The organism is Caballeronia sp. Sq4a, from assembly GCF_023170545.1.
Taxonomy (GTDB): domain Bacteria; phylum Pseudomonadota; class Gammaproteobacteria; order Burkholderiales; family Burkholderiaceae; genus Caballeronia.
The window spans coordinates 1971379-1994404 of sequence record NZ_CP084250.1 but is presented as its reverse complement, the minus strand read 5'-3'; the positions used below and the strand labels follow the sequence as shown (position 1 = coordinate 1994404).

Genomic DNA, 23026 nt, shown 5'->3' with positions numbered 1-23026 from the left:
ACGCGCTTACGACGCGAGCAGCAGAAAAATGGCCGGGCGCTTGTGCAGGTCCGGCGCGGCGTGCTTTTTCCAGTCGGCTGCCGTGCGCGTGACGATTTGTTCGCCCGGCAGCGTCAGGTCCACGGCCACGCAGATCAGCGTCGAAGGCGCGCAGGCCGCGACGAGCGTGTCGAGCATCGCGCGGTTGCGGTACGGCGTTTCGATGAAAATCTGCGTCTGATTCGCCTTGCGCGACAACTGTTCGAGCTCGCGCAGGCGCTTCCCGCGTTCCGCTGCATCCACCGGCAGATAGCCGTTGAACGCGAAACTCTGGCCGTTCATGCCCGAGGCCATCAGCGCGAGCAGGATCGAACTCGGACCGACGAACGGCACCACTTTCACGCCGCGCTCGTGCGCCCGCCGCACGAGCAGCGCGCCGGGATCGGCGACGGCGGGGCAGCCCGCTTCGGAAACGAGGCCCGCGTCGGCGCCCGCGAGAATCGGCGCAAGCAGCCGGTCGATTTCGGCGCGCGGCGTGTTCACGTTCAGCTCGCGTATCTCGATTTCCTGAATCGGCCGTTCGGTGCCGACTTTCTTCAGAAACGCCCGCGTGGTCTTCGCGTTTTCGCCGATGTAGTAACCGAGCGCCGCAGCCTGCGCGCGCACCGGCTCGGGAAGCACGGACGCGAGCGCGGCGGCGTCGCCTTCGCCGAGCGTGTTTGGAATCAAATAGAGAACGCCGCTCATGCCGCCCCCAGAACCGGGAAGCCGGCGGCGCGCAGCATCTTCGTCAGCGCGATGAGCGGCAGGCCGATGAGTGCTGTCGGGTCGTCCGAGTCGATCGCATCCAGGAGCGCGATGCCCAGACCCTCGGATTTCGCGCTTCCCGCGCAGTCGTAGGGCGTTTCGGCGCGCAAGTAGGCTTCGATTTCGGCGTCGGAATAATTGCGAAAGCGCACGCGCGTAACGACGTCGGCGGATTGCACGTCGCCCGTGCGCGTGTCGAAGAGGGCGAGTGCCGAGTGGAATTCGACGCTGCGGCCACGCATCGACCGAAGCTGTACGACGGCGTTGTCGTGCGTGCCCGGTTTGCCGAGCTGACGGCCATCGAAGGTCGCGACCTGATCGGAGCCGATGACGAGCGCGCCCGCCGCGTCCGTCATGCGCCCGGCGGCGGCGCGCGCCTTCGCAATCGACAGCCGCACGGCGGTGGCTTCGGGCGTTTCGCCTTCGAGCGGAGTTTCGTCGATATCGGGCGAAACGACGTCGAACGGAAGGCGCAGGCGCTGCAGCAACTCGCGCCGATACGGCGAACTGGACGCCAGCACGAGGCGCGGCGCTTGAGAAATCGACATGTTTAAAACCGGTGAAATGGGTGGATAAGCCACAGACCGCGTACGCAGCCTTAACTATTTGACTCGAAAGAATAAAGCCTATATGATTTTGGGCTTTTCATCGGCTGTCAGGGCATTGGCGCGGGCGGGAATGCAAATGAGTACGTGCCTGGCGTGCTCTGAGCCGGCGGGCAGTGCATACTGAGTGCATGCAAACCGATGCAAGCCGCACGAAAAAACGCTGCATCGGCCGATGAAAGAATGAACAACCCGGCATAAGGCAGGAGCGCGCATGACTCAGAATCCTGGCAAACCTGCGAGCCTCGCTGATCTGCGCGCGCTCGACCTTTACGATTTCGCCGAGAACAAGCGGCAGGCAGCGGGCGCGTTGCGTACGTCGCAAATGCCGCGCATGTTAGCCGAAGTACCGGCGGACGCGCCAGAGGACGACACGGTCTTCACCTGGCAGGGCGAGGGCTCGACCCAGCCGGAATTGCAGGACGACGGCACGGAAGCGCCGCAGCCGTATCTGCGCCTCGCGGTGCACGGTTCGGTGTGGCTCACGTGCCAGCGCTGTCTTTCGCCGTACTCGCAACATCTCGACGTCGACGCGACGTATCGGATCGTCGCGACGGAGGAAGAAGCAGACGAGTATCCGCTCGACGAAGATGAAATCGAAGTGATCGTCGGCTCGCGCCAGTTCGATCTCATCGACTTGATCGAAGAAGAGTTGTTGCTTTCCTTGCCGCTCGTGCCCAAGCACAGCGTCTGTCCGGAAGTGCATGAAAGCCTGCTCGCAGGCAGCGCCGAGGACGAGGCCGACGAAGGCGGCGAGGAAGCCGAGAAACCGAATCCGTTTGCCGTTCTGGAAAAGCTCAAGACGAGCGGTCCGGACGACAAGAAGCATTGATGGCGCGGTGCGGCGAGTCTTCGCCGCACGCAATCTCCCGCTTCGAGCGGTGGGCCGGGACGGCCGGAGTTTTCCGCGAACGCGGAGACGGGCCGCCCTGTGTTAGAATTCGCAAAATTTTTCTGGAGTAATCATGGCAGTTCAGCAAAACAAGAAGTCGCCGTCCAAGCGCGGCATGCACCGTTCCCACGACTTCCTCCCGACGGCGCCGCTGGCTGTCGAGCCGAGCACGGGCGAAGCGCATCTGCGTCACCACGTGAGCCCGAACGGCTACTATCGTGGCAAGAAAGTCGTCAAGACGAAGAACGACTAAGCGTTCGTTCTCTGCTTTGCCGCGTGCGCATCGCCGTCTTGCGGTGGCTCGCGCCTGGCACGCTGTTGACACTTTCCCGGTACGACAAGAAGGCGGCATTTCACTGCCGCTTTTTTGTGCCTGAAATTCGTCGCTTTCCATGACCGTAAAGATAACCATTGACTGCATGGGAGGCGACCACGGTCCGGCCGTGACCGTTCCCGCCGCTGTCAATTTCGTGCGCTCGCATCCCGACGCGCACCTGATGCTCGTCGGCATCGAACAGGCGATCCGCGCCCAGCTGAAAAAGTCGAAGGCGCTCGACGAGCCGCGCCTCACCGTCGTTCCGGCAACCGAAGTCGTCGCCATGGACGACCCGGTCGAAGTCGCGCTGCGCAAGAAAAAAGATTCGTCGATGCGCGTGGCGCTCAACCTCGTGAAAGAAGGCGAGGCGCAGACCTGCATTTCCGCGGGCAATACCGGCGCGCTCATGGCCGTGTCGCGCTACGTGCTCAAGACGCTCGCGGGCATCGAGCGGCCGGCCATCGCCTTCGCGATGCCGAGCCAGAAGGGCTATACGACCGTGCTGGATCTCGGCGCGAACGTCGATTGCGAGCCCGAGCATCTGTTGCAGTTCGCCGAAATGGGCCACGCGCTCGTGTCCGCGATCGAAGGCCGCGAGCGGCCGACCATCGGGCTGCTCAACATCGGCGAAGAAGTCATCAAGGGCAACGAAACGATCAAGCGCGCGGGCGAGCTGCTGCGCGCGAGCACGCTCAACTTCTACGGCAACGTGGAAGGCAACGACATCTACAAAGGCACGACCGATGTCGTCGTCTGCGACGGCTTCGTCGGCAATGTGGCGCTGAAAACGTCGGAAGGGCTCGCCAAGATGCTCTCCGACATGATCAAGGAAGAATTCACGCGCTCGCTTTCGAGCAAGCTGATGGCGCTCGTCGCCATGCCGGTGCTCAAGCGGTTCCGAAAGCGCGTCGATCCGGCGCAATACAACGGCGCGGCGCTCCTCGGCCTGCGCGGGCTCGTGATCAAAAGTCACGGCTCCGCGGAAGCGTACGGTTTTGAGTGGGCGATCAAACGCGGGTATGATGCCGTCAAAAATGGCGTGCTCGAACGCCTCGTGCGCGCGATGGAGGAAAATGCGCTGTCCGCGCAAGATGCGGGCGCGAGCGCCCCGGCTGCCGATGCGCCCGCCGACGCGCTCGCGCTTCAGCCGCATTCCTCGCCTAACCCCTCGCCTAACCCGCCGGACGCGTCCGGCACCGCGCAACACACGAAGGCATAATGGCTCAATCCAATCTCTACGCTCGCGTGCTCGGCACTGGCAGCTATCTGCCCTCCGAGCGCATCACGAATCAGGCATTGGCGGACCGTCTCGCGCAGCAAGGCGTCGAGACGAGCGACGAATGGATCGTCGCGCGCACGGGCATTCACGCGCGGCACTTCGCGGCTCCCGATCAGACCACGAGCGATCTCGCGCTCATCGCTTCGCAGAAGGCCATCGCGGCGGCGGGCATCGATCCGCAGTCGATCGACCTCATCATCGTCGCCACGTCGACGCCCGACTTCGTGTTTCCGAGCACCGCGTGCCTCTTGCAGAACAAGCTGGGCATCAAGAACAACGGCGCGGCGTTCGACGTGCAGGCCGTGTGCTCGGGCTTCGCGTACGGCATGGCGACGGCGGACAGCTTCATTCGTAGCGGCATGCATCGCACGGCGCTCGTCGTCGGCGCGGAGACGTTCTCGCGCATTCTCGACTTCAAGGACCGTACGACCTGCGTGTTGTTCGGCGACGGCGCGGGCGCAGTGGTGCTTCAGGCGTCGGAAGAGCCGGGCGTGCTCGCGAGCGCGCTCCACGCGGACGGCAGCTACGCGGACATTCTCTGCACGCCGGGCAACGTGAACGGCGGCGTCGTGAGCGGCAGCGCATTCCTGCACATGGACGGCCAGGCGGTGTTCAAGCTCGCCGTCAACGTGCTCGAAAAGGTCGCGATCGAAGCCCTGCAGAAGGCGCATCTCACGCCGCAGGAAATCGACTGGCTCATTCCGCATCAGGCGAACATCCGCATCATGCAGAGCACCTGCCGCAAGCTGCACTTGCCGCAGGAGCGCATGGTGGTGACGGTCGGCGACCACGGCAATACCTCGGCGGCGTCGATTCCGCTCGCGCTCGACGTCGCGGTGCGCGACGGCCGCATCAAGCGCGGACAGAACGTGCTGATCGAAGGCGTCGGCGGCGGCTTCACGTGGGGCGCATCGGTCTTCCGCTACTGATTTTTCATCCGTCTCCCTCCATTAATCTGCAACTGATCCGCTGCCGATGAAGCTGCGCGCCGCGTGCGCAACCGGCGCCGCCGCGCACGCCCTCGACGCACACGCGGATCATTCCAATCCAACGAGGACGATATGAAATTTGCGTTCGTTTTCCCGGGCCAAGGCTCGCAATCGATCGGCATGCTCAACGCATTCGCCGACCACGCCGTGGTGCGCGAGACGGTGCAGCAGGCATCGGATGCGCTCGGGCAGGATCTCGCCAAGCTGATCGCCGAAGGGCCGGCCGAAGAGCTCAATCTGACGACGAACACGCAGCCGGTGATGCTCACGGCGGCGTACGCCATCTACCGCGTGTGGGAAAAGGAAACCGGCCTTACGCCCGCGCTGGTCGCAGGTCACAGCCTCGGCGAATACACGGCGCTGGTCGCGGCCGGCGCGCTCGCATTCGCGGACGCCGTGCCGCTCGTGCGCTTTCGCGCGCAGGCGATGCAGAGCGCGGTGCCGGTCGGCGAGGGCGGCATGGCGGCGATTCTCGGTCTCGACGACGACACGGTGCGCGCGGTGTGCGCCGAAAGCGCGTCGGCGGGCGTCGTGGAAGCGGTGAACTTCAATGCGCCGTCGCAAGTGGTAATCGCGGGCGCGAAGGCGGCGGTCGAAAAGGCGTGCGAAGTGGCGAAGGCAAAGGGCGCCAAGCGCGCGTTGCCGCTGCCGGTTTCCGCGCCGTTCCACTCGTCGTTGCTGAAGCCCGCATCGGACCAATTGCGCGACTATCTCGCGAACGTCCGCATCGAGCCGCCGCGCATTCCGCTGATCAATAACATCGACGTCGCGAAGGTCTCGGACCCCGCCGCGATCAAGGACGCGCTCGTGCGTCAGGCCGCGGGTCCCGTGCGCTGGGTCGAGTGCGTGCAGGTGATGGCGCGTGAAGGCGTCACGCATGTGATCGAATGCGGTCCGGGCAAAGTGCTCGCGGGGCTCACGAGGCGCATTGACGGCAATCTGGTCGGCGGCGCGGTGTTCGATCCGGCCTCGCTCGAGGAAACGCGCAAACTGATCGCAGGATAAGAGGCAACGACATGAACTTGGACAATCAGGTAGCTATCGTCACCGGCGCATCGCGCGGCATCGGGCGCGCCATCGCGCTGGAACTCGCGCGTCAGGGCGCGACCGTCATCGGCACGGCCACGAGCGAAAGCGGCGCGGCAGGCATCAGCGAAGCGCTGGCGCAGGCGGGCGGCAAGGGCCGCGGCGCGGTGCTGAACGTGAACGACGCCGCAGCGGCCGACGCGTTCATCGAAGCCACCGTGAAGGAGTTCGGCGGCCTCAACGTGCTCGTGAACAACGCGGGCATCACGAAAGATCAGCTCGCCATGCGCATGAAGGACGACGAATTCGACGCCGTCATCGACACGAACCTGCGCGCGGTGTTCCGCCTGTCGCGCGCCGTGCTGCGCCCGATGATGAAAGCGCGCGGCGGCCGCATCATCAATATCACGTCGGTGGTGGGTTCGTCGGGCAATCCCGGTCAGGCGAACTACGCGGCGGCGAAAGCCGGCGTCGCGGGCATGACGCGGGCGCTGGCACGCGAGATCGGCAGCCGCGGCATTACCGTGAACTGCATCGCGCCGGGTTTCATCGACACGGACATGACGAAGGTCTTGCCGGACGAGCAGCGCACCGCGCTGACCGCGCAGATTCCGCTCGGCCGGCTCGGCAGTCCCGAAGACATCGCCCATGCGGTGGCGTTCCTGGCGTCGCCGTTTGCCGGCTACATCACGGGCACGACGCTGCACGTGAACGGCGGCATGTACATGTAGTAGGCATTTCGCCGAATATCGCTTAATATCCGCGCGGCACACGGGCGCGCAAAATGCTCTTACCAGCATGCGCGCCCCGTACAGCGCGGCAGCAACGAACGATGCAGGCCGTCGGCTCGCGCCTTGATGACGCGCAGCAGGCGGCGAAGCATGGAACTGACGCGCCGTATTTTGCGGGTACAAACCTGATAAAATGCGCGCACTCGTATTTTTGAACTTTTATTCCCTCGGAGGGCTGCATGGACAACATCGAACAGCGCGTGAAGAAGATCGTCGCCGAACAACTGGGCGTGGCGGAAGCCGAAATCAAGAACGAAGCGTCGTTCGTGAACGATCTGGGCGCTGACTCGCTCGACACGGTGGAACTGGTGATGGCGCTGGAAGACGAGTTCGGCATGGAAATCCCCGATGAAGAAGCCGAGAAGATCACCACGGTTCAGCAAGCGATCGACTACGCTCGCGCCAACGTCAAGGCCTAATGCCGGACGCGCCAGCGACCCGTCGCTCTTCGAGCTTGAAGCATCGTCGCTGCAAAGACCGATTTAACAGCCACAGGGCACACAGGGCGGTTTCCTGTGGCCGCTGTGGCTTTTGCTTTTCGTCATTCTATGGATAAGGGGTTACCGTGAGCCGTCGTCGAGTTGTTGTTACAGGCCTTGGGCTCGTTTCGCCTGTCGGCAATACCGTTGCCGACGGCTGGGCCAATCTGGTGGCGGGCAAGTCGGGCATCGCCAACATCACGAAGTTCGACGCCGCGAACTTCTCCACGCGTTTCGCGGGCGAGGTGAAGGGCTTCAACATCGAAGACTACATGCCCGCCAAGGAAGCGCGCCACATGGATACCTTCATCCATTACGGCTTCGCGGCAGGCGTTCAGGCGATGCAGGACAGCGGTCTTGCGATCACCGACGAAAACGCGGAGCGCGTGGGCGTGGTGGTCGGCTCGGGCATCGGCGGGCTGCCGATGATCGAAGTCACGCAAACCGAACTGCTCAATCGCGGTCCGCGCCGCATCTCGCCGTTCTTCGTCCCGGCGTCGATCATCAACATGATCTCGGGCCATCTGTCGATTCGCTTCGGCCTGAAGGGTCCGAATCTGTCGATGGTCACGGCGTGTACCACCGGCCTGCACTGCATCGGCGAAGCCTCGCGCTTGATCGAATACGGCGACGCCGACGTGATGGTCGCGGGCGGCGCGGAAGCGACGGTTTCCCCGCTCGGCATCGGCGGCTTCGCGGCGGCGCGCGCGCTGTCGCAGCGCAACGACGACCCCGCGACGGCCAGCCGCCCGTGGGACACGGACCGCGACGGCTTCGTGCTCGGCGAAGGCGCGGGCGTCATGGTGCTGGAAGAATACGAGCATGCCAAAGCGCGCGGCGCGAAGATCTACGCCGAAGTGCTCGGCTACGGCATGAGCGGCGACGCTTACCACATGACCGCGCCGCCCGAAGACGGCGACGGCGGCCGCCGCGCGATGGTCAACGCGCTGAAGAACGCGAAGGTCAATGCGGACGAAGTCAACTACGTGAACGCGCACGGCACGTCCACGCCGCTCGGCGACATCGCGGAAACCATCGGCATCAAGCGCGCGCTCGGCGATCACGCGAAGAACATCGTCGTGAACTCCACGAAGTCGATGACCGGGCACTTGCTCGGCGGCGCGGGCGGGCTGGAGTCGGTGTTCACGGTGCTCGCCGTGCATCATCAGATCTCGCCGCCGACCATCAACATCTTCAATCAGGACCCGCAGTGCGACCTGGACTACTGCGCGAACACGGCGCGGGAAATGAAGATCGACGTCGCGGTGAAGAACTCGTTCGGCTTCGGCGGCACGAACGGCTCGCTCGTCTTCAAGCGTTTCTGAGCACGGCGCAGTCGTCGGGATGGGGGACACGATGACGGGCGCGCATCTGAATCGGCCGCATGGGAAAGCGGGCACACCGCCGCGCATCCCCATGCGGCCTTCGCGTTTTCTGTTCGCGGCGCTCATCGGTTTTGTCGTTCTGGCGGACGCGGCCGTCTTCCGGACGGTCTTCGCGCAATTCGGGCCGCTTCACGCAACCGTGGCCGCGCTCGCGTGTCTAGCGGTCCTCGCGCTGGCCGGCGTGCGCTGGACGCTGCGTCAACCGGCCGCCATCGGCCTGCACGCGGACGGCGTCACGGTCTGGGACCGCGCGGGCTACGCGCAGTACCGGCGCATCGTCGGCTGCGCGCAATGGGGCGCGGTCGTCGCGCTCACGTTGTCATCGGAAAAAGGCGGGCCGCGCGCGCTTCTCGTCGCGGCGGATTCCATCGATTCCGACACCTTCCGCCAGCTTGCCGTGCGCGCCCGCCGAGCGGCGAGCGCCTACCTGTAACGACTGTAACGGTAGATGAGCGTCCGGGATAACGCGAAGTCCGTGACGCTACAATACCCGTCCGCGCAACAGCCCCAAGTCAAACGGATTCCCAGGTGAGCGAAAAAGAAATCGACCAAGTGCTGGTCGAACGCGTGCAGAAGGGCGACAAAGCCGCGTTCGAACTGCTGGTCGCCAAATACCACCGCAAGATCATTCGACTGATCTCGCGCCTCGTGCGCGATCCCGCCGAAGTCGAGGACGTCGCCCAGGACGCCTTTATCAAAGCCTACCGCGCGCTGCCGCAGTTTCGCGGCGAATCCGCGTTCTACACCTGGCTGTACCGCATTGCCGTCAACACCGCGAAAAACTACCTCGCGACGCAGGGACGCCGCGCTCCCACTTCTACCGAAGCAGATGCGGAAGAGGCGGAAACTTTCTCCGACGCCGACCAACTAAGGGATATCAACACGCCCGAGTCGATGTTGATGAGCAAGCAGATCGCTCAAACGGTCAATGCTGCGATGGCGCTTCTGCCCGAGGAATTGCGCACCGCCATCACGCTCCGGGAAATCGAAGGATTGAGTTACGAGGAAATCGCGGAGATGATGGACTGCCCGATCGGCACCGTCAGATCAAGAATTTTCCGTGCTCGGGAAGCCATTGCGGCAAAATTGCGTCCGTTGTTGGACACACCCGAAGGCAAACGCTGGTAAGACGGCTGGAAACTTCGGGACACGGACGCGATATCTGGGTTAGGTGGTGTCACTACGGCTGGTTTCGAAGGATTGGGGAGCATCATGGGGTCGGTCTCGATGCAGGCGCAGGGAAATTCGCAGGCAAGCTCGCGCGGGGAGCGCATGTCGGCGTTCGTCGACGGTGAATCGCTCGGCGAAATCGGAAACATCGGTCAGTTCCTGGCGGAACTGACGAGCGAGGACCGCGCGGCGTGGTCCGACTATCATCTGATCGGCGACGCGCTGCGTTCCGACGATCTCGCCGAAAGCCCGGTGCGCAGCCGCGCGTTCATGGCGTCGTTCGCGTCGCGCTTCGAGGCCGAAGCGCACGTGCTGGCGCCTGCGGCATCGGCTTCGGCGAAAAAGGCGCGCAGCGGCATGCTGCGTCGGCGCGTGGTTCCGGCGTTCGCGGTCGCGGCCGCCGCGGCCACGCTCACATGGATCGTCGTGCCGCAAATGCAGGGCGTCGGCGTTCGCTCGGGCGCGCAAGTGGCGAGCGTCGCGCAGCCGGATTCGGTGCAGCGCGTCGCGCTCGCGTCGGTGCCGGCCGTGACCACCGCCGCGCCGGTCGTCGAGGCGAACATCATCCGCGACGCGAATCTCGATCAGTACCTCGAAGCGCATCAGCAGTTCTCGCAGCAGCCTGCGATGCCCGGCGCCATGCCACTGATTCGCGCGGCGGTGACAACGCAGAGCCAATAACTGAAGGCAGGTGTGCGGTTGAATAAAACTAGATATTGGGGGCGGCTGCCGGCATTCATGGTCTGCGCAGCCGCGTTGTTGTGCGCGGCATCCGCATCGTTCGCTGACAGCGGCAACGCGCCGGATCGCAAAGTCGCCGCCAACCTGCTCAATCGCATTCAGGAAGCGGCCCAGCAGCAGAATTACGAGGGCACCTTCCTTTATCAGCGCGGCGCGACGGTGCAGTCGTCGCGCATCACGCACGTCGCCACCCACGGCGACGGCGACTACGAATCGCTCGAAAGTCTCGACGGCGCGCCGCGCCGGATGCTGCGCCACGACGACGACATGCTCACGTTCGTGCCGGAGCGGCATCTGCTCGTCATGGAGCATCGGCAGAGCAAGGACTCGTTTCCTGCGCTGCTCGCCACGAGCGGCGATCAGGTGCTCGCGGTGTACGAGCCGAAGCTGCTCGGCACCGACCGTGTCGCGGGCATCGAGAGTCAGGTGATCGAACTCGATCCGAAAGATGCATATCGTTTCGCCTACAAGCTGTGGGCGGACGCGAAGACCGGTCTCTTGCTGCGCGCGCAGACGCTCGATCCGGACGGCCAGGTGCTCGAACAGCTTTCGTTCTCGCAGGTGCGTATCGGCGGGGCAATCGATAAAGCCTCGATCGCGAACGGCATGCGCGCCACGGCGGGCTGGAACGTCGTGCGCCCGCCGGTGCAGCCGGTCGACTTGCAGGCGCAGGGCTGGCAGATCAAGCCGACCATTCCCGGCTTCAGGCTGATCCGCGAACTGCGCCGGCCGATGGCGTCGAGCGAGCAGGGCCAGCCGCCGATTCCGGTCGATCAGGCGGTGTTCTCCGACGGCCTCGCCGCCATTTCCGTGTTTGTCGAGCCGGTCGAGAAGAATTCCCGCAAGGAAGGCGCGGGCAATAACGGCGCGACGCATGTGCTCGTGAAGCGTCGCGGCGATTTCTGGATTACTTTGCTGGGCGAAGTGCCGCAAGCCACGTTGCAGCAATTTGCTTCTACCATAGAATACAAGCCTTCCAAGTAATCGAATCCCTCGGCCTTCCATCCATGAGCAACTACTCGCTGCGCAAGTTCATCGCGGCCGCGGCGCTCGCCGTGTGCCTGCCGTTCATCTCGCACGCGGCGGCGGCAGCGCCCACGGTGAATCTGCCGGACTTCACCTCGCTCGTCGACAAGGTCGGGCCTTCGGTCGTGAACATCCGCACGACTTCGCGCGTCGGCTCGTCGGGCGAGATGCGCGGCTTGCCGCCGGGCCTCGACGAAGGCGACATGTCGGAGTTCTTCCGGCGCTTCTTCGGCATTCCGATGCCGGGGCAGCCGGGCTCGCCGCGCGGCAATGGTGGCGGCGGCGGCGGTGGTGGCGGCGGCGGAGGCGATCAGGGCAAGGGCGGCAGCCGCAGCCTTCCGCCCGATGACAGCCAGGACAACTCGGAGCAGAGCAGCGGCGTCGGCTCGGGCTTCATCCTGTCGACCGACGGCTATGTGATGACCAACGCGCACGTCGTCGACGACGCGGACACCATCTACGTCACGCTCACCGACAAGCGCGAGTTCAAGGCGCGGCTCGTCGGCGTCGACGAGCGCACGGACGTCGCGGTCGTGAAGATCAGCGCGTCGAATCTGCCGGCCATCACCATCGGCGATTCGAACAAGGTGCGCGTCGGCGAATGGGTGCTCGCCATCGGCTCGCCGTTCGGTCTCGACAATACGGTGACGGCCGGCATCGTCAGCGCGAAGGGCCGCGACACCGGCGACTACCTGCCGTTCATCCAGACCGACGTCGCGGTGAATCCCGGCAACTCGGGCGGTCCGCTCATCAACATGGCGGGCGAAGTCATCGGCATCAATTCGCAGATCTATAGCCGCACTGGCGGCTTCATGGGCATTTCGTTCGCGATTCCGATCGACGAGGCGATGCGCGTGGCGGATCAGCTGAAGACCTCCGGCAAAGTCACGCGCGGGCGCATTGCGGTCGCGATCGGCGAGGTGACGAAGGACGTGGCCGATTCGCTCGGATTGCCGAAGGCGCAGGGCGCGCTCGTCAGCAGCGTCGAGGCGGGCGGTCCGGCCGACAAGGCGGGCATCCAGCCGGGCGACATCATCCTCAAGTTCAACGGCGCGAACGTGGAAACGGCGACCGACCTGCCGCGCATGGTCGGCGACAGCAAGCCGGGCATGAAAGCGACGATCACGATCTGGCGCAAGGGCCAGTCGCGCGATCTGCCGATCACCATCGCGGAAATGCAGCCGGATAAGGTCGCGAAGACCGAGCAGCGCCGGGCGCCGCAGCCGAAGGAGCGCGCGAGCAATTCGCTCGGCCTCGCGGTGAGCGACATTCCGGCCGAGCAGAAGAAGGCGCTCAAGCTCAACGGCGGCGTGCAGGTGGATGCCGTCGAAGGGCCGGCGGCGCGCGCGGGCTTCCAGAAGGGCGACATCATCATGCGGATCGGCGACACGGACATCACGAGCGCGAAGCAGTTCGAATCCATCGCGCAGGGGCTCGATGCCAGCAAGATGGTCGCGATTCTCGTGCGCCGTGGCGACAACACGCAGTTCGTGCCGCTGCGCCCGCGCGTGCCGGCGCAGAAGTGACGGCCGCGCGATGACGGCGGACCACGCCGCGCATTTCCTGCTGTACGGGCGCGCGTGGTGCCATCTGTGTGAAGACATGCGCGCGGAGCTCGAGCCCATCGCGCAACGCTTCGGCGTCGCGATCGAGTGGATCGATATCGACGACGATCCGCTCTTGGAGGCCCGCTACAACGAGCGCGTGCCCGTGCTGATGCTGGACGGCGCCGAGTTGTGCGAGCACCGGCTCGACGCGAATGCCGTCCTGGCGGCGCTCGCCTCGCGCCGTTCATAGAGCCGCCGAACGCCGAAAACGCCTGTCCACCCCCTTTTCGGCTAAAATGCAGAAGTTTTCCCCCAATTTTTCAAGGCGTGCTCCGCATGTGTGAGGGCGCGCCTTTTTCGCTTGATCGGCACTGAATGAATCATATTCGTAACTTTTCGATCATTGCGCACATCGATCACGGCAAGTCCACGCTCGCGGACCGCATCATCCAGTTGTGCGGCGGGCTGTCCGATCGTGAGATGGAAGCGCAGGTGCTCGATTCGATGGACCTGGAACGCGAGCGCGGCATCACGATCAAGGCGCAGACGGCGGCGCTCACCTACAAGGCGCGTGACGGCCAGGTCTACAACCTCAATCTGATCGATACCCCCGGACACGTCGACTTCTCGTACGAAGTCAGCCGTTCGCTTTCCGCTTGCGAAGGGGCGCTACTCGTCGTCGACGCGAGTCAGGGCGTCGAGGCGCAGACCGTTGCCAATTGCTACACGGCAATCGAACTGGGCGTGGAAGTCGTGCCGGTGCTGAACAAGATCGACTTGCCGGCCGCGAATCCGGAAAACGCGATCGCCGAGATCGAAGACGTCATCGGCATCGATGCGACGGACGCCGTGCATTGCAGCGCGAAGACCGGCCTCGGCGTGGAAGACGTGCTCGAATCGCTGATCGCGAAAGTGCCGCCGCCGAAGGGCGATCCGGACGCGCCGCTACAGGCGCTGATCATCGACTCGTGGTTCGACAACTACGTCGGCGTCGTGATGCTCGTGCGCATTTTCAACGGCACGCTGAAGCCGAAGGACAAGATCAAGATGATGGCGACCGGCGCTCAATATCCGGTCGAGCATCTCGGCGTGTTCGCGCCCAAGTCGACGAACCTGTCGCAATTGTCGGCGGGGCAGGTCGGCTTCGTGATCGCGGGCATCAAGGAACTGACGGCCGCGAAGGTCGGCGACACCGTGACGGTCGCGAATCGTCCGGCCGCCGAGCCGCTGCCGGGCTTCAAGGAAGTGAAGCCGCAGGTTTTCGCCGGGCTGTATCCGGTCGAAGCCAACCAGTACGACGCGCTGCGCGAATCGCTCGAAAAGCTGAAGCTCAACGACGCCTCGCTGCAATTCGAGCCGGAAGTGTCGCAGGCGCTGGGCTTCGGCTTCCGTTGCGGCTTCCTCGGCCTTCTGCACATGGAGATCGTGCAGGAACGGCTGGAGCGCGAATTCGACATGGACCTCATCACCACCGCGCCGACGGTGGTGTACGAAGTCGTCCAGCGCGACGGCAGCACCATTCAGGTCGAGAACCCGGCGAAGATGCCGGAGCCGTCGAAGATCGAGGAAGTGCGCGAGCCGATCGTCACGGTGAATCTGTACATGCCGCAGGAGTATGTCGGCTCGGTCATCACGCTCTGCACGAACAAGCGTGGCCAGCAGATCAACATGCAGTACCACGGCCGCCAGGTGCAGTTGACCTACGAAATCCCGATGGCGGAAATCGTGCTCGACTTCTTCGACCGCCTGAAGTCGACGTCGCGCGGCTACGCGTCGATGGACTACGAGTTCAAGGAATACCGCGCGGCGGATGTCGTGAAGGTCGACATGCTTATCAACGGCGACAAGGTCGATGCCTTGTCCGTCATCGTTCACCGCTCGCAAAGCCAGAGCCGCGGCCGCGAAGTCGCGTCGAAGATGCGCGAGCTGATCCCGCGCCAGATGTACGACGTGGCGATTCAGGCGACCATCGGCTCGAACATCATCGCGCGCGAAAACATCAAGGCGCTGCGCAAGAACGTGCTCGCGAAGTGCTACGGCGGCGACATCACGCGCAAGAAGAAGCTGCTCGAAAAGCAGAAGGCGGGCAAGAAGCGCATGAAGCAGGTCGGCTCTGTCGAGATTCCGCAAGAGGCTTTCCTCGCCATCCTGCGCGTGGACGAGTGACGTTCGCGCGCCGCCGGGCGCAGAACAACAACCGACGATAACAACCGGAAGCGATTGATGAATTTCGCATTGATTCTCTTGATCCTCGTCGTGGTGACGGGTATTGCATGGGTGCTGGACAAACTGGTGTTCGTCAAACAGCGCCGTCGCGCGGCGGACGCTGCCGTGGCCGAGTTCGACCGCCAGCAGGAACGCGTCGGCGAGCGTTTTGCCGATGAAAACGCCGATCAAACGCGCGCGCGCCTGCGCAACGAGGCGCTGCGCCAGCCGTGGTGGCTCGAATACACGGCGAGCTTTTTCCCTGTGATTCTCGCGGTGTTCGTGGTGCGCTCGTTCATCGTCGAGCCGTTCAAGATTCCGTCCGGGTCGATGGTGCCGACGCTGCTCGTCGGCGACTTCATTTTGGTGAACAAATACGAGTACGGCCTGCGCCTGCCGATCAGCAACACGAAGCTGACGCAAGGCAAGCCGCTCACGCGCGGCGATGTCGTCGTGTTCCGCTATCCGAAAGACGAATCGGTCGACTACATCAAGCGCGTGATCGGCTTGCCGGGCGATACCGTCGCGTACGAAAACAAGCAGCTCACGATCAACGGCAAGCCGGTGCCGGAAACGCCGCAGCCGGACTACTTCGACGACGAGCGCATCGGCTACGCGAAGCAGTTCATCGAAGATCTCGACGGCCGCAAGAACGCCATCCTCAACAATCCGCAAGTGCCGCCGTTCGTCGTCGGCGCGGACGACTTTCCGTATCGCGACAATTGCGTCTACAACGCGCAAGGCGTGACCTGCAAGGTGCCGCCGGGCCACTACTTCATGATGGGCGACAACCGCGACAACAGCGCCGACAGCCGCTACTGGGGTTTCGTGCCGGACAACAACATCGTCGGCCGCGCGTTCTTCATCTGGATGAACTTCAGCAACCTGAAGCGCATCGGCTCCTTCGAGTGATCCATCGCGGTGCCGTCGCGCTCGCGTCGGCGCTGCTTCGAAACGGCGTGAAGAAGCGCGGCTAAGACCGTCTCGCCACGCGTTTTCCCGGCTCGCCGGGCGGAATCGGCCGCCCGCGCGGGCGCGTTATACTCTGTCCATGCCATCTTCTCCGTTGGAAAGCCGGCTGCAGTACGAATTTCGCAATGCGGAATTGCTGCGCCAGGCGATGACCCACCGCAGTCACAGCGCCACGCACAACGAACGGCTCGAATTTCTCGGCGACTCCGTTCTCAATTGCGTGGTGGCGGCGCTTTTGTTCCAACGATTCAGCAAGCTCGACGAAGGCGACCTCTCGCGCGTGCGAGCGAACCTCGTCAAACAGCAATCGCTTTACGAAATCGCGCAGGCGCTCAACGTGTCCGAAGGCTTGCGTCTGGGCGAGGGCGAACTCCGCAGCGGCGGCTTCCGGCGTCCGTCGATTCTGGCGGACACGCTCGAAGCCATCTTCGGCGCGATTTTTCTCGACGGCGGCTTCGACGCCGCGTTTGCCGTCATCAAGCGTCTCTACACGCCGGTGCTCGATCACATCGATCCGCGCACCATCGGCAAGGACGCGAAGACGCTGCTTCAGGAATATTTGCAGGGCCACAAGATCGCGCTGCCGACTTACACCGTGGTCGCCACTCACGGCGCCGCGCACAACCAGCAGTTCGAAGTCGAATGCTCGGTGCCGAAGCTCGATGTGAAAGTGTCCGGCTCCGGCGCGAGCCGGCGCGCGGCGGAACAGGCGGCGGCCAAGAAGGCGCTCGATGAAGTCATGGCCGCTGCGCCCACGCTCGGCGTGAAGCCGAAGCGCAAGGGCGCGCGCGCGGCCAAGCTCGCGCAGGTGGAAGTGGTGCCCGGCGTGACGGGCGTGCAGGCCGCGCTCGACTTGCGATCGCCGGAGCGCCGCGAGCGCGATCGTCAGCGCAACCATTCCGCCGATGCGGGCGCGTCCACCGAGCAGACGCCCGCCGCGCCGCTTGCCGTGATTCGGGCAACGCACGTCGAGCCGTCCGCTGCGTCGTACGCAGCCGCCGAGAAGCCGGAGCGGCACGTCATTCATCGACCGGAGAAGGCGGTGAAGAGCGAAGCGGCGCAAACGCCGGATGCGAGCGCCGACAACGCGCCGCCCACCGACGACGCGCGCAGCACCGCCAGCGACGACGCCCCGGCCAGCCGCGTCGTGCGCGCCGCCGACGCCGGCCACTGACTCGCCTTCAGCCGCACATGCGCCATCGCGCCCTTGCAACATCGCGCTCAACGAACCTTCGCCGCACATCACTATGAACGCTCCCACATCATCCGGTTTCCGCTGCGGCATGGTCGCCATCGTCGGCCGGCCCAACGTCGGCAAGTCGACGCTCATGAACGCGCTCGTCGGCCAGAAGGTGAGCATCACGTCGCGCAAGGCGCAGACGACGCGCCATCGCATTACCGGCATCAACACGGTCGAGGACGCGCAGTACATCTTCGTCGATACGCCCGGCTTCCAGACGCGCCACAGTGGGGCGCTCAACCGCTCGCTGAATCGCGCGGTGACGTCCACGCTGACCTCGGTGGATGCGATCCTGTTCGTGATCGAAGCGGGTCGCTTCGGTCCCGACGACGAGAAAGTGCTCGACCTGATTCCGGCCGGCACGCCGACGCTTCTGATCGCGAACAAGCTCGACCGCGTCGGCGACAAGGATTCGCTCTTTCCGTTCATGCAGCAGATGTCCGCGCGGCGCGACTTCCGCGAAATCGTGCCGCTGTCGGCGAAGAATCCGGACGACATCAAGCGGCTCATGTCGGTCGTGAAGCCGTATCTGCCGGAAGGCGAGCCGATTTACGGCGAGGACGATCTGACCGACCGCAGCGAACGCTTCCTCGCAGCCGAGATTCTGCGCGAGAAAGTGTTCCGCTGGACCGGCGACGAACTGCCGTACACGAGCACCGTGCTCATCGACAAGTTCGAGACCGAAGGGCGACTGCGCCGCGTGTTCGCGACCATTCTCGTGGAGCGCGACGGCCACAAGGCGATGATCATCGGCCAGAAGGGTGCGAAGCTGAAGCAGATCAGCACCGAGGCGCGGCTCGACATGGAAAAGCTCTTCGACGGTCCCGTGTATCTGGAAACCTTCGTCAAGGTGAAAAGCGGCTGGGCCGACAACGAAGCAGGCCTGCGCGCGTACGGCTACGAGTGAGGCCCGGACGACGCTCATGGACGCCGGCTCGAACGACGCGTGGATGACCCCGCCCGCCGACGATCGTCCCGAGGACGACTTCGGCGCGAGCGAGCGACCGTCGCCTAAGCGGCGGCGGGCATCGTCGTCCACCGCTGCTGCCGGCACGAACCCCCAACGCCCGCGCCCGCGCTCCGACTTTCGCGTCAGCGAGCAGCCGGGCTTCGTGCTGCATAGCTATCCGTATCGCGAGACGAGTCTCATCATCGACGTTTTCTCGCGCGATCACGGACGCATTGCCCTCGTCGCGAAGGGCGCGAAGCGGCCGCATTCCGCGCTGCGCGGCGTGCTGCAAACCTTCCAGCCGCTCGGCCTTTCGTGGACCGGCAAAGGCGAAGTCCGCACGCTGACCACCGCCGAATGGGTCGGCGGCATGCTGCCGCTGCGAGGCGACGCGCTCCTGTGCGGCTTCTACGTCAACGAACTGCTCGTCAAGTTCTGCGCGCGCGAAGACCCGCATCCCGCGCTCTTCAATCATTACGTGCTGACGCTGTCGCGGCTCGCGCACGACGAGCCCGCCATCCAGGTGCTGCGCTCGTTCGAACGCGTGCTGTTGCGCGAAACCGGCTACGCGATGGCGCTCACGCGCACGGTGGCGCGTTCCGCCGTGCTGCCCGAAGGCCGCTACACGTTCGATCCCGAGCGCGGCGTGCGCGAAGCGTCCGACGACCTTCCCGCGCAATGGCCGGTCATCGCGGGCCAGACGCTCATCGACATGGAGCGCGACGACTACAGCAGCCCGCAAACCGGCGCGCAGAGCAAGACGCTGATGCGCTTTCTGCTCAACTACCATCTGGGCGGCGCGCCGCTCGCCACCCGTCAGATTCTGATCGACCTGCAAAACCTATGAGCTTCTTTCTCCCATCGCCCGCAAGCGTGATCGATCTCGGCGTGAACATCGATCACGTCGCCACGCTGCGCAACGCACGCGGCACGTCGTATCCCGATCCTATCCGCGCCGCGCTCGCCGCCGAAGAAGCGGGTGCGGACGCCATCACGCTGCATCTGCGCGAGGATCGCCGTCATATTGTCGATGCCGACGTGCGCACGCTGCGTCCGCTCCTGAAAACGCGCATGAATCTGGAATGCGCCGTCACGCGCGAAATGCTCGATATCGCGTGCGAAATTAAGCCGCACGATGTCTGCCTCGTGCCGGAAAAGCGCCAGGAATTGACGACCGAAGGCGGACTCGACGTCGCCGGGCAATTCGAAGCCGTGAAGGCCGCGTGCGCGCAGCTCGCGGGCGCGGGCAGCCGCGTGTCGCTTTTCATCGATGCCGACGAGACGCAGATTCGCGCCGCGAAGGAAGCCGGCGCGCCCGTCATCGAACTGCATACCGGGCGCTATGCCGAAGCGCACGACGAAGCCGAGCAGCAGCGCGAATTCGAGCGCGTCGCGAGAAGCGTCGAGTTCGGCAATTCGCTCGGCCTGAAAGTGAACGCGGGCCACGGACTGCATTACACCAACGTGCAGCCGATCGCCGCGCTCGATGGCATCGTCGAATTGAACATCGGGCACGCGATCGTCGCGCACGCGATCTTCGCGGGCTGGGACAACGCGGTGCGCGAGATGAAAGCGATCATGGTCGCTTCGCGTCTCGCCGCGCAGACGAAGCGTTGAGCACAGCCATGGCGATCTACGGAATCGGCACGGACCTCGTGCAAGTCAGCCGCGTGGCGGGCGTCATGGAGCGCACCAACGGGCGCTTCGCCGAGAAAGTGCTCGGCCCCGACGAACTGCGCATCTATCACGCGCGGCGCGCGCGCTCGGAAGTGCGCGGCCTCGCGTTTCTCGCCACGCGCTTTTCCGCGAAGGAAGCGTTCTCGAAGGCGATCGGCCTCGGCATGCGCTGGCCGATGACCTGGCGCGCGCTGCAAACGCTCAACGAGCCGAGCGGCAAGCCGGTGATCGTGGCATCGGGCGAACTGGCCGAATGGCTCGCGCAACGCGGCATCACGGCGCAAGTGACGCTGAGCGACGAGCGCGACTACGCGGTGACGTTCGTTATCGCGGAAATTGCGGAAACCGCGGACAAGGCGTGACCGCGAATCATCACACTCACATCACAACAAGAAGCCAATTGAATCCGATGAAACGCATTCCCGGCCCCGTCATGTACGACGTCGCCGGCACGACGCTCAACGACGCGGATATCGAGCGCCTTTCGCATCCGATGACGGGCGGCATCATTCTCTTCGCGCGGCATTTTCAGGACCGCGCGCAACTGGTCGCGCTCACCGACGCGATCCGCGCGGTGCGCGACGACATTCTGATTGCGGTCGATCACGAAGGCGGGCGCGTGCAGCGTTTTCGCACCGACGGCTTCACGGTGCTGCCCGCGCCGGGCAAGCTCGGCGCGCTGTGGGACCGCGATGTTCTGGCCGCGAGCAAGGCGGCCACTGCGTTCGGCTACGTGCTCGCGTCGGAACTGCGCGCGTGCGGCATCGACATGAGCTTCACGCCGGTGCTCGATCTGAACTACGGACAATCGCAGGTGATCGGCGACCGCGCGCTGCATAGCGATCCGCGCGTGGTGACGATGCTCGCGAAAAGCCTGAATCACGGTCTTGCGCTCGCGGGCATGGCGAACTGCGGCAAGCATTTTCCGGGGCACGGCTTTGCGGCGGCGGACTCGCACGTCGCGTTGCCGACGGATGATCGCCCGCTCGACGAGATTCTCGCTGCGGACGTGCGTCCGTACGACTGGCTCGGGTTGTCGCTCGCGTCGGTGATTCCGGCGCACGTCATTTACACAAAGGTCGACGACAAGCCGGCCGGTTTCTCGCGCATCTGGCTGCAAGACATTTTGCGGGGCAAGCTCGGCTTCAACGGCGCCATCTTCAGCGACGATCTCTCGATGGAAGCCGCCCGCGCGGGCGGGACGCTCACCGAAGCCGCGACGGCCGCGCTCACCGCCGGCTGCGACATGGTGCTCATCTGCAATCAGCCGGAAGAGGCGGGCAAGGTGCTGGAGCAATTGCGCTTCACGCCGACGAAAGCGTCGCAGCAGCGCATCAAGCAGATGCGTCCGCGCGGCAAGGCGCTGCGCTGGAGCAAGCTGCAAAGCCAGCCGGAATATCAGGCCGCGCGCCAGCTCGTGAAAACGGCGCTCGGCTGAACGGCTCGCCCGAATGACAAAACGCCACGGCAGTTGCTTGCCGTGGCGTTTTTATTTGGCGAATTGCGCCGCTTTACGACGATTCCAGCTTCATGCGCTGGAGCTTGTTGTAGAGCGTCTTGGGACTGATGCCGAGCAGCGTCGCCGCCCGATGCCGCGTGCCGCCGACCGCTTCGAGCGTCGCGCGAATCAGCATGTCCTCGACATCGGCGAGCGCCGTGCCCACCGTCACCTGCACGCTGCTGCCATTGAGTCCGCGTCCGCCGATTCCGCCCGGCTCGTCGACGCGCAACGTCTCGATCGTCTCGCCCGACGCGTGATACGCGCGGCGCACGCGCTCGCGCATTTCGCGGACGTTGCCCGGCCATTCGTTCGCGAGACACTCGCGCAGGAAAGCCGGGCTGATGCGCTTGGGCGACCCGCTCGTGATGCCGGCGATGTGATTTTCGCGGTTCAACTCGTCGACGAACTGCTCGGCCATGAGCGCGATGTCGTCGTCGCGTTCGCGCAGCGGCGGCAACACGATCGACGACGCCGACAGGCGCTGGAACAGGTCTTCGCGCAGGGCGCCGCTCGACACCGCATCGCGGGCCGGCGCGCGCAACGCGGCGATCAGGCGGAAGTCCGTCATGATGCGATTGCTGCCGCCGACGCGCATGAACGTCTGCGAGTCCAGCGCGCGCAAGAGCGCTTCCTGTTGCGCGGCGGGCAGCGAGTCGATCTGATCGAGGAACAGCGTGCCGCCGCCCGCTTGTTCGAGCAGGCCCGGCTCGCGGTTTTCCGCGCCGGCGAACGCGTTGCGCTCGTGGCCGAAAAGGACGCTGTCCATGGAGCGGTGCGCGCCTTCTTCGCGGATCGTCGAGCAATCGAAGCTGATGAACGGCCCCTTGCGACGGCGGCTCAGCTGATGGATCGTGTGCGCCGCGAGCTTCTTGCCGGTGCCCGGCTCGCCGCTGATGAGCACGGCGGCTTCCGTGGGCGCAGTGTGCTCGATCTGATCGTAGACGTGCTGCATCGGCACGCTGCGTCCGAGCATGTCGCCGAAATGGCCGAGTTCGCGCAGCGTCGAGCGCAGCGCCTGCACTTCTTCCGTCAATTCGTAAGGACGCGGAATGCGCGCCAGCAGGCTGCGCAGACGCGGAATGTTGACGGGCTTCAGCAAGTAATCCCAAATACCGTGGCGCAGACCTTCGATCGCGCTTTCGACCGTCGCATTGCCCGTCATCACGATAACGGGAAGCGCGCCGTCGGGCGGTTGCGAGGGCAGGCTCGGCAGGAGGTCGAGGCCGCTGCCATCGGGCAGGTTCAGGTCGATCAGCACGACGTCCGGAATGAAGCGCGTCAAGGCGGAACGAGCTTCGGCGAGCGTCGTCGCGGTGTCGACCGAGAAGCCGTCGGCGGACAAAATCGCGGACAGGCCGGAAAGGCTATTGGGATCGTCTTCGACAATCAGAGCGTGTGGCATGGCAGACACAACGTATCAAAATGGACTGTAATTGCCGTTGCCGCATGC

General features: G+C 64.6%; 25 protein-coding genes. 22 read left to right on the top strand and 3 right to left on the bottom strand.

What is annotated here, in order from left to right; translation table 11 throughout:
* Positions 1 to 6: 6 nt before the first annotated feature.
* Positions 7 to 726 (bottom strand): SAM-dependent methyltransferase, encoded by a 720-nt coding sequence (locus LDZ24_RS09480; protein WP_248320250.1) that lies wholly within the window; start codon positions 724 to 726, stop codon positions 7 to 9.
* Positions 723 to 1334: a Maf-like protein gene (locus tag LDZ24_RS09475; protein WP_248320249.1), complete on the bottom strand. Its 612-nt coding sequence runs from the start codon at positions 1332 to 1334 to the stop codon at positions 723 to 725. The genes LDZ24_RS09480 and LDZ24_RS09475 overlap by 4 nt, the downstream gene beginning before the upstream one ends.
* 271 nt (positions 1335 to 1605) lie before the next feature.
* Here LDZ24_RS09475 and LDZ24_RS09470 point away from each other — a divergent pair, with 271 nt between their 5' ends.
* The 22 genes from LDZ24_RS09470 (at position 1606) to nagZ (ending at position 21513) form a co-directional block, all read left to right on the top strand.
* Complete coding sequence (locus LDZ24_RS09470) at positions 1606 to 2223, top strand: DUF177 domain-containing protein (protein WP_175944479.1); 618 nt, start codon at positions 1606 to 1608, stop codon at positions 2221 to 2223.
* Positions 2224 to 2356: 133 nt separating this feature from the next.
* A complete protein-coding gene (rpmF, locus tag LDZ24_RS09465; RefSeq protein WP_159836666.1) occupies positions 2357 to 2536 on the top strand; it encodes a 50S ribosomal protein L32 in 180 nt (59 codons plus the stop codon).
* Positions 2537 to 2675: 139 nt separating this feature from the next.
* On the top strand, positions 2676 to 3818 hold the full coding sequence (gene plsX / locus LDZ24_RS09460; RefSeq protein WP_248320248.1) for a phosphate acyltransferase PlsX: 1143 nt from the start codon (positions 2676 to 2678) through the stop codon (positions 3816 to 3818).
* A complete protein-coding gene (locus LDZ24_RS09455; RefSeq protein ID WP_248320247.1) occupies positions 3818 to 4807 on the top strand; it encodes a beta-ketoacyl-ACP synthase III in 990 nt (329 codons plus the stop codon). The genes plsX and LDZ24_RS09455 overlap by 1 nt, the downstream gene beginning before the upstream one ends.
* Before the next feature lie 132 nt (positions 4808 to 4939).
* Positions 4940 to 5872: an ACP S-malonyltransferase gene (gene fabD / locus LDZ24_RS09450; RefSeq protein WP_248320246.1), complete on the top strand. Its 933-nt coding sequence runs from the start codon at positions 4940 to 4942 to the stop codon at positions 5870 to 5872.
* Positions 5873 to 5883: 11 nt separating this feature from the next.
* The gene (gene fabG / locus LDZ24_RS09445; protein WP_248320245.1) at positions 5884 to 6624 is read left to right on the top strand and encodes a 3-oxoacyl-ACP reductase FabG; all 741 of its coding nucleotides are present in this window, start codon (positions 5884 to 5886) and stop codon (positions 6622 to 6624) included.
* A 239-nt stretch (positions 6625 to 6863) separates the two neighbouring features.
* Positions 6864 to 7103 carry an acyl carrier protein gene (gene acpP / locus LDZ24_RS09440; RefSeq protein ID WP_004197638.1) on the top strand — a complete coding sequence of 80 codons (240 nt, stop codon included), beginning with the start codon at positions 6864 to 6866 and terminating at the stop codon, positions 7101 to 7103.
* Positions 7104 to 7249: 146 nt separating this feature from the next.
* Positions 7250 to 8488: a beta-ketoacyl-ACP synthase II gene (fabF, locus tag LDZ24_RS09435; RefSeq protein ID WP_248320244.1), complete on the top strand. Its 1239-nt coding sequence runs from the start codon at positions 7250 to 7252 to the stop codon at positions 8486 to 8488.
* A gap of 91 nt (positions 8489 to 8579) precedes the next feature.
* Positions 8580 to 8981 (top strand): protein YgfX, encoded by a 402-nt coding sequence (locus LDZ24_RS09430; protein ID WP_248320243.1) that lies wholly within the window; start codon positions 8580 to 8582, stop codon positions 8979 to 8981.
* A 95-nt stretch (positions 8982 to 9076) separates the two neighbouring features.
* Positions 9077 to 9676, top strand: a complete 600-nt coding sequence (rpoE, locus tag LDZ24_RS09425; RefSeq protein WP_159836660.1) for an RNA polymerase sigma factor RpoE — start codon at positions 9077 to 9079, stop codon at positions 9674 to 9676.
* Positions 9677 to 9760: 84 nt separating this feature from the next.
* Positions 9761 to 10399: a sigma-E factor negative regulatory protein gene (locus LDZ24_RS09420; RefSeq protein WP_248320242.1), complete on the top strand. Its 639-nt coding sequence runs from the start codon at positions 9761 to 9763 to the stop codon at positions 10397 to 10399.
* A 57-nt stretch (positions 10400 to 10456) separates the two neighbouring features.
* Complete coding sequence (locus tag LDZ24_RS09415; RefSeq protein WP_248322324.1) at positions 10457 to 11443, top strand: MucB/RseB C-terminal domain-containing protein; 987 nt, start codon at positions 10457 to 10459, stop codon at positions 11441 to 11443.
* Positions 11444 to 11466: 23 nt separating this feature from the next.
* On the top strand, positions 11467 to 13011 hold the full coding sequence (locus LDZ24_RS09410) for a DegQ family serine endoprotease (protein WP_248320241.1): 1545 nt from the start codon (positions 11467 to 11469) through the stop codon (positions 13009 to 13011).
* Positions 13012 to 13021: 10 nt separating this feature from the next.
* Positions 13022 to 13282 (top strand): glutaredoxin family protein, encoded by a 261-nt coding sequence (locus tag LDZ24_RS09405; RefSeq protein ID WP_248320240.1) that lies wholly within the window; start codon positions 13022 to 13024, stop codon positions 13280 to 13282.
* Positions 13283 to 13407: 125 nt separating this feature from the next.
* Positions 13408 to 15198, top strand: coding sequence for a translation elongation factor 4 (lepA, locus tag LDZ24_RS09400; protein WP_244846913.1), 1791 nt, complete (start codon positions 13408 to 13410; stop codon positions 15196 to 15198).
* Between the two features lie 57 nt (positions 15199 to 15255).
* Entirely contained in the window at positions 15256 to 16149 is an 894-nt protein-coding gene (lepB, locus tag LDZ24_RS09395; RefSeq protein WP_244846912.1) for a signal peptidase I, read from the top strand.
* Positions 16150 to 16288: 139 nt separating this feature from the next.
* Positions 16289 to 17383 carry a ribonuclease III gene (gene rnc / locus LDZ24_RS09390; RefSeq protein WP_248320239.1) on the top strand — a complete coding sequence of 365 codons (1095 nt, stop codon included), beginning with the start codon at positions 16289 to 16291 and terminating at the stop codon, positions 17381 to 17383.
* 73 nt (positions 17384 to 17456) lie between these two features.
* Entirely contained in the window at positions 17457 to 18356 is a 900-nt protein-coding gene (era, locus tag LDZ24_RS09385) for a GTPase Era (RefSeq protein WP_206466711.1), read from the top strand.
* Positions 18357 to 18372: 16 nt separating this feature from the next.
* A complete protein-coding gene (gene recO, locus LDZ24_RS09380; protein ID WP_248320238.1) occupies positions 18373 to 19245 on the top strand; it encodes a DNA repair protein RecO in 873 nt (290 codons plus the stop codon).
* On the top strand, positions 19242 to 20015 hold the full coding sequence (gene pdxJ / locus LDZ24_RS09375; RefSeq protein WP_248320237.1) for a pyridoxine 5'-phosphate synthase: 774 nt from the start codon (positions 19242 to 19244) through the stop codon (positions 20013 to 20015). Before recO ends, pdxJ begins: the two co-directional genes overlap by 4 nt.
* A gap of 8 nt (positions 20016 to 20023) precedes the next feature.
* The gene (acpS, locus tag LDZ24_RS09370; RefSeq protein WP_175944449.1) at positions 20024 to 20437 is read left to right on the top strand and encodes a holo-ACP synthase; all 414 of its coding nucleotides are present in this window, start codon (positions 20024 to 20026) and stop codon (positions 20435 to 20437) included.
* A gap of 47 nt (positions 20438 to 20484) precedes the next feature.
* Complete coding sequence (gene nagZ / locus LDZ24_RS09365; RefSeq protein WP_248322323.1) at positions 20485 to 21513, top strand: beta-N-acetylhexosaminidase; 1029 nt, start codon at positions 20485 to 20487, stop codon at positions 21511 to 21513.
* A gap of 73 nt (positions 21514 to 21586) precedes the next feature.
* On the opposite strand, the gene LDZ24_RS09360 is transcribed toward nagZ, so the two are convergent.
* Positions 21587 to 22978, bottom strand: a complete 1392-nt coding sequence (locus LDZ24_RS09360; protein WP_175944445.1) for a sigma-54 dependent transcriptional regulator — start codon at positions 22976 to 22978, stop codon at positions 21587 to 21589.
* Positions 22979 to 23026: the final 48 nt, after the last annotated feature.

Bases quoted from the DNA above. Each gene is read 5' to 3' on its own strand.
- acpS (WP_175944449.1), top strand. From the start codon at position 20,024: ATGGCGATCTACGGAATCGGCACGGACCTCGTGCAAGTCAGCCGCGTG.
- LDZ24_RS09405 (WP_248320240.1), top strand. From the start codon at position 13,022: ATGACGGCGGACCACGCCGCGCATTTCCTGCTGTACGGGCGCGCGTGG.
- LDZ24_RS09455 (WP_248320247.1), top strand. From the start codon at position 3,818: ATGGCTCAATCCAATCTCTACGCTCGCGTGCTCGGCACTGGCAGCTAT.
- LDZ24_RS09360 (WP_175944445.1), bottom strand. From the start codon at position 22,978: ATGCCACACGCTCTGATTGTCGAAGACGATCCCAATAGCCTTTCCGGC.
- LDZ24_RS09470 (WP_175944479.1), top strand. From the start codon at position 1,606: ATGACTCAGAATCCTGGCAAACCTGCGAGCCTCGCTGATCTGCGCGCG.
- nagZ (WP_248322323.1), top strand. From the start codon at position 20,485: ATGAAACGCATTCCCGGCCCCGTCATGTACGACGTCGCCGGCACGACG.
- fabG (WP_248320245.1), top strand. From the start codon at position 5,884: ATGAACTTGGACAATCAGGTAGCTATCGTCACCGGCGCATCGCGCGGC.
- fabD (WP_248320246.1), top strand. From the start codon at position 4,940: ATGAAATTTGCGTTCGTTTTCCCGGGCCAAGGCTCGCAATCGATCGGC.
- LDZ24_RS09420 (WP_248320242.1), top strand. From the start codon at position 9,761: ATGGGGTCGGTCTCGATGCAGGCGCAGGGAAATTCGCAGGCAAGCTCG.
- LDZ24_RS09415 (WP_248322324.1), top strand. From the start codon at position 10,457: ATGGTCTGCGCAGCCGCGTTGTTGTGCGCGGCATCCGCATCGTTCGCT.
- plsX (WP_248320248.1), top strand. From the start codon at position 2,676: ATGACCGTAAAGATAACCATTGACTGCATGGGAGGCGACCACGGTCCG.
- LDZ24_RS09480 (WP_248320250.1), bottom strand. From the start codon at position 726: ATGAGCGGCGTTCTCTATTTGATTCCAAACACGCTCGGCGAAGGCGAC.
- rpmF (WP_159836666.1), top strand. From the start codon at position 2,357: ATGGCAGTTCAGCAAAACAAGAAGTCGCCGTCCAAGCGCGGCATGCAC.
- lepA (WP_244846913.1), top strand. From the start codon at position 13,408: ATGAATCATATTCGTAACTTTTCGATCATTGCGCACATCGATCACGGC.
- lepB (WP_244846912.1), top strand. From the start codon at position 15,256: ATGAATTTCGCATTGATTCTCTTGATCCTCGTCGTGGTGACGGGTATT.
- LDZ24_RS09410 (WP_248320241.1), top strand. From the start codon at position 11,467: ATGAGCAACTACTCGCTGCGCAAGTTCATCGCGGCCGCGGCGCTCGCC.
- LDZ24_RS09430 (WP_248320243.1), top strand. From the start codon at position 8,580: ATGCGGCCTTCGCGTTTTCTGTTCGCGGCGCTCATCGGTTTTGTCGTT.
- pdxJ (WP_248320237.1), top strand. From the start codon at position 19,242: ATGAGCTTCTTTCTCCCATCGCCCGCAAGCGTGATCGATCTCGGCGTG.
- acpP (WP_004197638.1), top strand. From the start codon at position 6,864: ATGGACAACATCGAACAGCGCGTGAAGAAGATCGTCGCCGAACAACTG.
- era (WP_206466711.1), top strand. From the start codon at position 17,457: ATGAACGCTCCCACATCATCCGGTTTCCGCTGCGGCATGGTCGCCATC.
- rnc (WP_248320239.1), top strand. From the start codon at position 16,289: ATGCCATCTTCTCCGTTGGAAAGCCGGCTGCAGTACGAATTTCGCAAT.
- LDZ24_RS09475 (WP_248320249.1), bottom strand. From the start codon at position 1,334: ATGTCGATTTCTCAAGCGCCGCGCCTCGTGCTGGCGTCCAGTTCGCCG.
- recO (WP_248320238.1), top strand. From the start codon at position 18,373: ATGGACGCCGGCTCGAACGACGCGTGGATGACCCCGCCCGCCGACGAT.